The organism is Variovorax sp. Soil_C_39, assembly GCF_057656815.1.
In genome coordinates, this window is the sequence record NZ_JBDGJQ010000027.1 from 1 (window position 1) to 5,838 (window position 5,838).

The window sequence follows — 5,838 nt, forward strand, 5'->3', positions numbered from 1 at the left end:
GTCGTACTCACAGTCCTACTCCTATCTTTAAAGATAAGCGATAGACCGTGTCCTGTCATTCAAGGGGCCAGCTCAAGCCGATGCGGCCGTCGCTGCGGGATTTCGCCGACCACGTCGCCGGCCGGTGCGCGCGCATCGGCGATCTCTACGGCGACTGGGACCGGAATGCCGGCGATCACATCCGGGCGGTCATGCACGAAGTGCCCGGCTTGATGCCCAAGAGCGTGGATGGTGACCAGTGCGAGTGAAGATGCGGCGACGCTATCGCGCAGGGTTGCAGACTGACGAAACGCGAGTTCGTTGACCAGCCTTGGGCGTGCGGGATGCTCACTTTAGAGGACCGCGAGGGCCGGTCGCGTCTCGGCCTCTGGCCGGCAGCCCCGACCCCAACGTCCGCCCGCTCGGCATCCTTTGGCGACCTGAAATCGTTGCCTGTGCGATGGACACAATGAGCTTCGCAGGGACTGAGCACGTAGGAGACCTGTGGTTCTATCAGGTCTGGTACTGCCAGGCCTACTCCCTGCCAGAGGATCTATCGCACGACCTTATGCGTCGGGTCCTCGATCGCAATCCGGCTTAGAACGCCGTGGCTTCTATGGCGAAGCCAACAGCAATGGCACCAGCGACTGCGGCGGCCACCAATAGAAAGACGATGTCACGGCGCTCGCAAAGGGCTGAATGAGATTGCCTAGCACCAACAAGGAGTGACAACGACCACGCTCCAAAGCAGAGTGCATCAATCACGGCTCTGGCTCCAAGTCGAAAGGGATGGGACGGTTAAATGCAGAGAGATCATTGAGCGACAGAAGAAAGGGATGTACCGGTAGCGCGGCTCAGGCATTGTCAGGCAAAAGGCGGCCATGCTCGACAATCCCGGATCGTTGCTGGGCCCTTATGAGGTCGAGCGGTACTTTCCACGTCGACGAACCGACGAACCGGACCCCGGACACTTATATTGGTGTTGATGGAGGAAGGCGACCACGCATCGCGATGGCGTGAGTGCGAGTCGGCAGACGCGCCTTGTGAGATGTGGATCGATGCTCTGACGGCGGGCCACAGCGCATTGATTGGCTACGCTGCCGACGAGCGAATCGGGCCGCGAGCGAATGGCGAAAATGAAGACGGCCCACCTGTCGACGGGACGCAGTACCTGTCCTGAGGTTGGACGCGCATCCCTTCGCACAAACAAGTAGTCCAAACGAGCTATGGCGAAAACCAACACTTTGGGCTACCCTCCGCCGACCAAAGAAGGCCGGCATCTTTGGTCGAGCAAGCGTCCGGCAGTTGGAGGTTCGAATGCCGTCACTCTTGTTCTTGATGAGGCTCCAGCATGTTCAGCTGCCAGTCCGAATCACCGTCCCGGAGGAGCTTCGGCATGTCTCGGTTCTGCTGGCGACAGGCCTGATTGAAGCCAAGGTCGAGACCGCGGAGGCCACCCCGCGCTACAACATTCCACCCCAGCAGGCGACGGTGCATTGCATCACTGACGAGGGGCTGCGCGAGATTGCGGCCATGGGAGATCTGCCGGACTTCGTTGGGGCCTCAATGCGATTCGCCAGGCGCTTGCATTCGATCTGAGGGCAGCTCCGAGTAAGCGAACAGCCCAGTAACTCGTTACGTTTGTAGCAGGCCTTTTTCCCGAGAGAGGCCAACGCAGCTACCCACCGCGCTGTCAGCATGTTTCACTGCTCCATGAGAATTGAGGCACCCGTCCCATCAGGACAGGTAGTTGGCTCGACGGCGACACGCACCCCCCGTGGAGATGACCCCTCAAAGCCTGCAGTGCTTAACGTACGCAGGCTTTGTTGTTAGCGAGACATCCACGGCCTCCGTTGGTGGTCCCTGAAAGAGTGAAAAGTCGGCGGTTGCAAGCGCTGTGCCTCTCTGCTTCTTGCGGGTTCGAACCTCAGCTAGGCCCCGAATCGCGAGCTCTACCTGTGCGCCTATCAACTTTAATAGTTGTGTCGTCGCCGCACCGTCGCATACTGACGCCCATGGCCCACCCTGCCCGCCCCCGCGTCTATCTCGCCGGCCCGGACGTTTTCCGGCTCGATGCCGGGGCTCACATGAAGAGGCTGGTGCTGGCCTGCGAAAAAATGGGACTTGAGGCGCTGCCGCCTTCCGATGGGATGCCGCCGATCGCAGCCATCGGTCACGAAGCCCAGTACATCTTCGACACGAACATGACCAGGCTCAGTCAAGCGGACGGCGTCATCGCCAACCTCGAGCAGTTTCGGGGGGCTGAACCCGATTCGGGCACTGTGTTCGAGGTGGGCGCGGCGGTCGCGATGGGGCTGCCAGTGGTGGCTTACGGCGTCAGCGACAGCTATGCGGCGCGTGTGGAGCAGCTCATGAGGGTCGTGCGTGCCGACGGCGTTTTGCGTGATCCGAAGAACTACGTGGTCGAGGACTTCGACCTTCCGCTGAACCTGATGCTTGCGTGCTCGGTTCGGATCGAAGACACGGCGGAGGAGGCGTTGGCGGCCCTTGCCGCGCTGTTCGCTTGGCTAGCTGGGAAGCACTACCTTCACTAGCCGGCGAGGCATCGCTTCGGGCGGCTTTTTTATTTGCCCGAACCATGCGCGCCCGTTGATTTGAAAGCCGCTTTGCGGTTACATTTCGCGCACCAAAGACAGCCGGCAATTTGTGACCGACACGGTCCGGCAGATGAGGGATCAAATGACGCTCTTGTTCTTGCGCAAGCTGCACCAAGCGCAGTTGCCGATCCGTGTTGCCGATCGTGGCGAGTTCCGATGTGTCTCGCTTCTGCACGCGACCGGCTTGGTGGAAGCCGAGTTCTTGCCGATCCGGCAAGCGGGGCGGCCAAACCCCGTCTACATCGCAACACTGCTTCGGATAACCGACGAGGGGATGGCGGAGCTTTCAAAGTCGGGCGCCGCCTTGACGCGTTCACCGCCTGCGCCCTGTTCAGCACGGCGACTTCGGCTTTTGTGAACCGGTGACAGAACTCCCGCGGGAGGAGGAACCCATGAAGGACAAATGCGATCGCGCCCTACTGCAACTCGAACCTGATGTGTTGGCAGCGCTCGAAGCGATCGGGCCTTACTGGCAAGTTCGCGCGAACGAGGTGCTACGGCAGATCTTCGTGGAGAAAATGCGCCTCGTGGCCGACGGCCTCGACAGCTTCGAGATCCCGGCCTTCGTTCGCCGGAAGCCATCATTAAAACCAGACTGATTCGACCGCCCAACCGCCCAACCGCCCAACCGCCCAATCGCCAACGTCGGGGTCGAGGTCTTGGCGCTAATCGGGATTTCGCGCGAGTTCGACTCGCCCTCGAGCGGTGATCCTCTCCACGATGGCGAATTCTCGTGGAGCGACGTGGTCCTGTCGGGAGGAAGCCTCGGAGATGGACGCTGCGATCAGCTCTGCGGCAAGCAGAACAGCCACGCAGTCGATGTCCTTCGGATCTTCGACGACCAAAGGAAACTCGGCATTCTGGATCTTGCGAAGGTAGTCGAGCGGCATTTTGAGCTGTGGAATGGGCGGCGGCTGACGATGACAAGCGCCGTACTATGCCATGCCTGTTTCCATACGCGACCACCGAAATGGCGCCGAACCCTCAGTCCTCCATCAGGCTCCGGTCGGCGTCGACCTGTGCCTTCAGGGCTTTGACTTCGGAATCCCGCCGCTTGACGATGCTGCGAGCTTCTTCTTGAAGGTCTGCAGATCGAGCAAGTAGGTCTCCTGCTTCGCCAAAAAGGCCGTCGACGGTGTAGGGTCGATCGCCTGGACCTCCTTCGACAGGGGCGTGGCCTGCGGCTTCTTGGCGATCACGGGCGGCGAAGGCTGCGAAGGCGTCGCGCAGCCCGGCAGCAAGCTGGCCATTGCGGCGCTCAGCGTTGAGACGAGCAGCAGTTTCCTGGGCGAGTACATGGGTGAGTCCTTGTTGTTGCGCCGCGTGCGCGGCCATCTTCTCGGAGGTGCGCAGCGCGTCGGTGAGCGCCACGAGCGTGCGGTCGGCCTCGAGCTTCGCGGCGGAGGCGCGCTGGTCGGCCAGCTCCTCGCCGGCGGCGGCCAGGCGTAGCGTCTGCACCGCGGCGGCACCCGCGAGGGCAACGATGACGCCCCCGACAAGGTAGGCCTTCGCGGCGCTGAACCAGGTGGACAGCATCACCCGTCCCACCCGTCAAAGCGGGGCCGCCGGGTCATGCGACTTCCCTGCCTTCCACGCCGCGCGCCTGGCGCGCCGCAGTGCGCTTCTCGAAGCTGGCCAGGACCGACTTCATGCCGGCGAGCGCGTCATAGTTCTCGGGGCACGGGAACTTGGCGTTGAGGAACTCCGTGCGGTGAATGACGACCGCCAGCAGAGCCTCGTTGGTGAGGCCGTTGACGCCGTTGGCCGGCACCGCGCCGCGCTGGAAGTTGATGTGGGTGGCACTCGGTCCGTGCAGCACCTGGTAGACGTGGCCCTGCACGTCCGTGCCATCGGAGAGCGAGGAGATCGCGTTGACGGCGACGCCGTTGTGGTCGGTGTGGATTCTCATTCTTCTTCTTGCTCCGTGGTGGGATGGGCGTGCAGCCTAGAGTCGTCCAGGCGCGAGGGGAATCCCAGGGCATGCATCAGCACGGCGAACTCAAGTGCCGGCAGGTCGCCGCGTGCGCGATTCGCGAAGTTGCTGGACCACACGACGTTGTCGACCGTGTAGCCGCTGTCGGTACGCAGCCGGTCGACCGAGGGGCGCATCGGGTGCCGCGGGACCGGCTGGTCGAAGGTGACCGGCAGGCCCGTCCAGAAGCAAAGGCCTCCCTGCTCGAGCCAGATGCGGCCAAGCAGGGAGGCACTCAGTTCGAAGGGTGTTGATTTCCATCCAGAAGTGACCCACTAATCCCGGCGATTTCCATCCAAATCTGACCCACGTAAGAACCCTAACCTGCTGCTTTTAGCGGCAGGAGCACAGGAGTGATTGACGTGGCGACACTGAGTGTCATCAGACGTTGGGCATTGCGTGAGCAACTGTCCATCCGGGAGATAGCTCGACGGACGGGCCTGTCTCGCAACACCATCCGCAAGTACCTGCGGGAGGGCGAGGCGGCGCCGAGTTACGCGAAGCGGGTCAGCCCGAGCAAGCTCGACGCGTATGCCGAGAAGCTCGGCGCCTGGCTCAAGAGCGAGGCATCCAGATCGCGCAAGCAGCGGCGCACCCTCAAGCAGATGCATGCCGACCTGGTCGCGCTCGGCTACCAGGGCTCCTACAACCGCGTGGCGGCCTTCGCCCGGGCATGGCATGCGCGCCGTCACGAGTCTCAGCAGACCACCGGGCGAGGCACCTTCGTGCCGCTGGCCTTCGGTCCGGGCGAGGCGTTCCAGTTCGACTGGAGCGAGGACTGGGCGGTCATCGGCGGGGAGCGCACCAAGCTGCAGGTCGCGCACTTCAAGCTCAGCCACAGCCGGGCCTTCTTCGTACGGGCGTACCCGCTGCAGACCCACGAGATGCTGTTCGACGCGCACAACCGTGCCTTCGAGGTGTTGGGCGGCGTGCCGCGGCGCGGCATCTACGACAACATGAAGACGGCCGTGGATCGCGTGCGCCGAGGCAAGGAGCGCGACGTCAACGCACGCTTCAGCGCCATGGTGAGCCACTACTTGTTCGAGGCCGAGTTCTGCAACCCGGCCTCGGGATGGGAGAAGGGTCAGGTGGAGAAGAACGTGCGCGATGCGCGCCACCGGCTGTGGCAGCCCGTGCCTGCGTTCGCCACGCTGGCGCTGCTCAACGAGTGGCTCGAGCACCGCTGCAAGGTGCTGTGGAGCGAGATCACCCACGGCAAGCTGCCCGGCACCCTGGCCGACGTGTGGGCCCAGGAGCGGCCGCTGCTGA

The 5,838-nt window shown here is 62.9% G+C and carries 10 protein-coding genes; 6 read left to right on the forward strand and 4 right to left on the reverse strand.

The annotated features are described in order from the left end of the window. Positions 1-47 precede the first annotated feature (47 nt). From AC3A6J_RS27815 to AC3A6J_RS27835, 5 genes are all read left to right on the forward strand, one after another. Entirely contained in the window at positions 48-248 is a 201-nt protein-coding gene (locus AC3A6J_RS27815) for a hypothetical protein (protein ID WP_487863245.1), read from the forward strand. Positions 249-1,296: 1,048 nt separating this feature from the next. Further along, positions 1,297-1,578 carry a hypothetical protein gene (locus tag AC3A6J_RS27820; RefSeq protein ID WP_487863246.1) on the forward strand — a complete coding sequence of 94 codons (282 nt, stop codon included), beginning with the start codon at positions 1,297-1,299 and terminating at the stop codon, positions 1,576-1,578. A 416-nt stretch (positions 1,579-1,994) separates the two neighbouring features. Beyond that, complete coding sequence (locus tag AC3A6J_RS27825; RefSeq protein WP_487863247.1) at positions 1,995-2,534, forward strand: nucleoside 2-deoxyribosyltransferase; 540 nt, start codon at positions 1,995-1,997, stop codon at positions 2,532-2,534. A 145-nt stretch (positions 2,535-2,679) separates the two neighbouring features. Continuing rightward, complete coding sequence (locus tag AC3A6J_RS27830; RefSeq protein WP_487863248.1) at positions 2,680-2,955, forward strand: hypothetical protein; 276 nt, start codon at positions 2,680-2,682, stop codon at positions 2,953-2,955. 4 nt (positions 2,956-2,959) lie between these two features. Then, positions 2,960-3,196 carry a BrnA antitoxin family protein gene (locus AC3A6J_RS27835; RefSeq protein ID WP_487863249.1) on the forward strand — a complete coding sequence of 79 codons (237 nt, stop codon included), beginning with the start codon at positions 2,960-2,962 and terminating at the stop codon, positions 3,194-3,196. A 66-nt stretch (positions 3,197-3,262) separates the two neighbouring features. Here AC3A6J_RS27835 and AC3A6J_RS27840 read toward each other — a convergent pair whose 3' ends face one another. From AC3A6J_RS27840 to AC3A6J_RS27855, 4 genes are all read right to left on the reverse strand, one after another. Continuing rightward, positions 3,263-3,487, reverse strand: a complete 225-nt coding sequence (locus tag AC3A6J_RS27840; RefSeq protein ID WP_487863250.1) for a hypothetical protein — start codon at positions 3,485-3,487, stop codon at positions 3,263-3,265. Positions 3,488-3,581: 94 nt separating this feature from the next. Then, the gene (locus AC3A6J_RS27845) at positions 3,582-4,133 is read right to left on the reverse strand and encodes a hypothetical protein (RefSeq protein WP_487863251.1); all 552 of its coding nucleotides are present in this window, start codon (positions 4,131-4,133) and stop codon (positions 3,582-3,584) included. Positions 4,134-4,167: 34 nt separating this feature from the next. After that, on the reverse strand, positions 4,168-4,506 hold the full coding sequence (locus AC3A6J_RS27850) for a hypothetical protein (protein ID WP_487863252.1): 339 nt from the start codon (positions 4,504-4,506) through the stop codon (positions 4,168-4,170). Beyond that, the gene (locus AC3A6J_RS27855; protein ID WP_487863253.1) at positions 4,503-4,706 is read right to left on the reverse strand and encodes a hypothetical protein; all 204 of its coding nucleotides are present in this window, start codon (positions 4,704-4,706) and stop codon (positions 4,503-4,505) included. The genes AC3A6J_RS27850 and AC3A6J_RS27855 overlap by 4 nt, the downstream gene beginning before the upstream one ends. Positions 4,707-4,922: 216 nt before the next feature. Here AC3A6J_RS27855 and istA point away from each other — a divergent pair. After that, on the forward strand, positions 4,923-5,838 hold a 916-nt coding region (gene istA, locus AC3A6J_RS27860), incomplete at its 3' end, for an IS21 family transposase (RefSeq protein ID WP_487863254.1).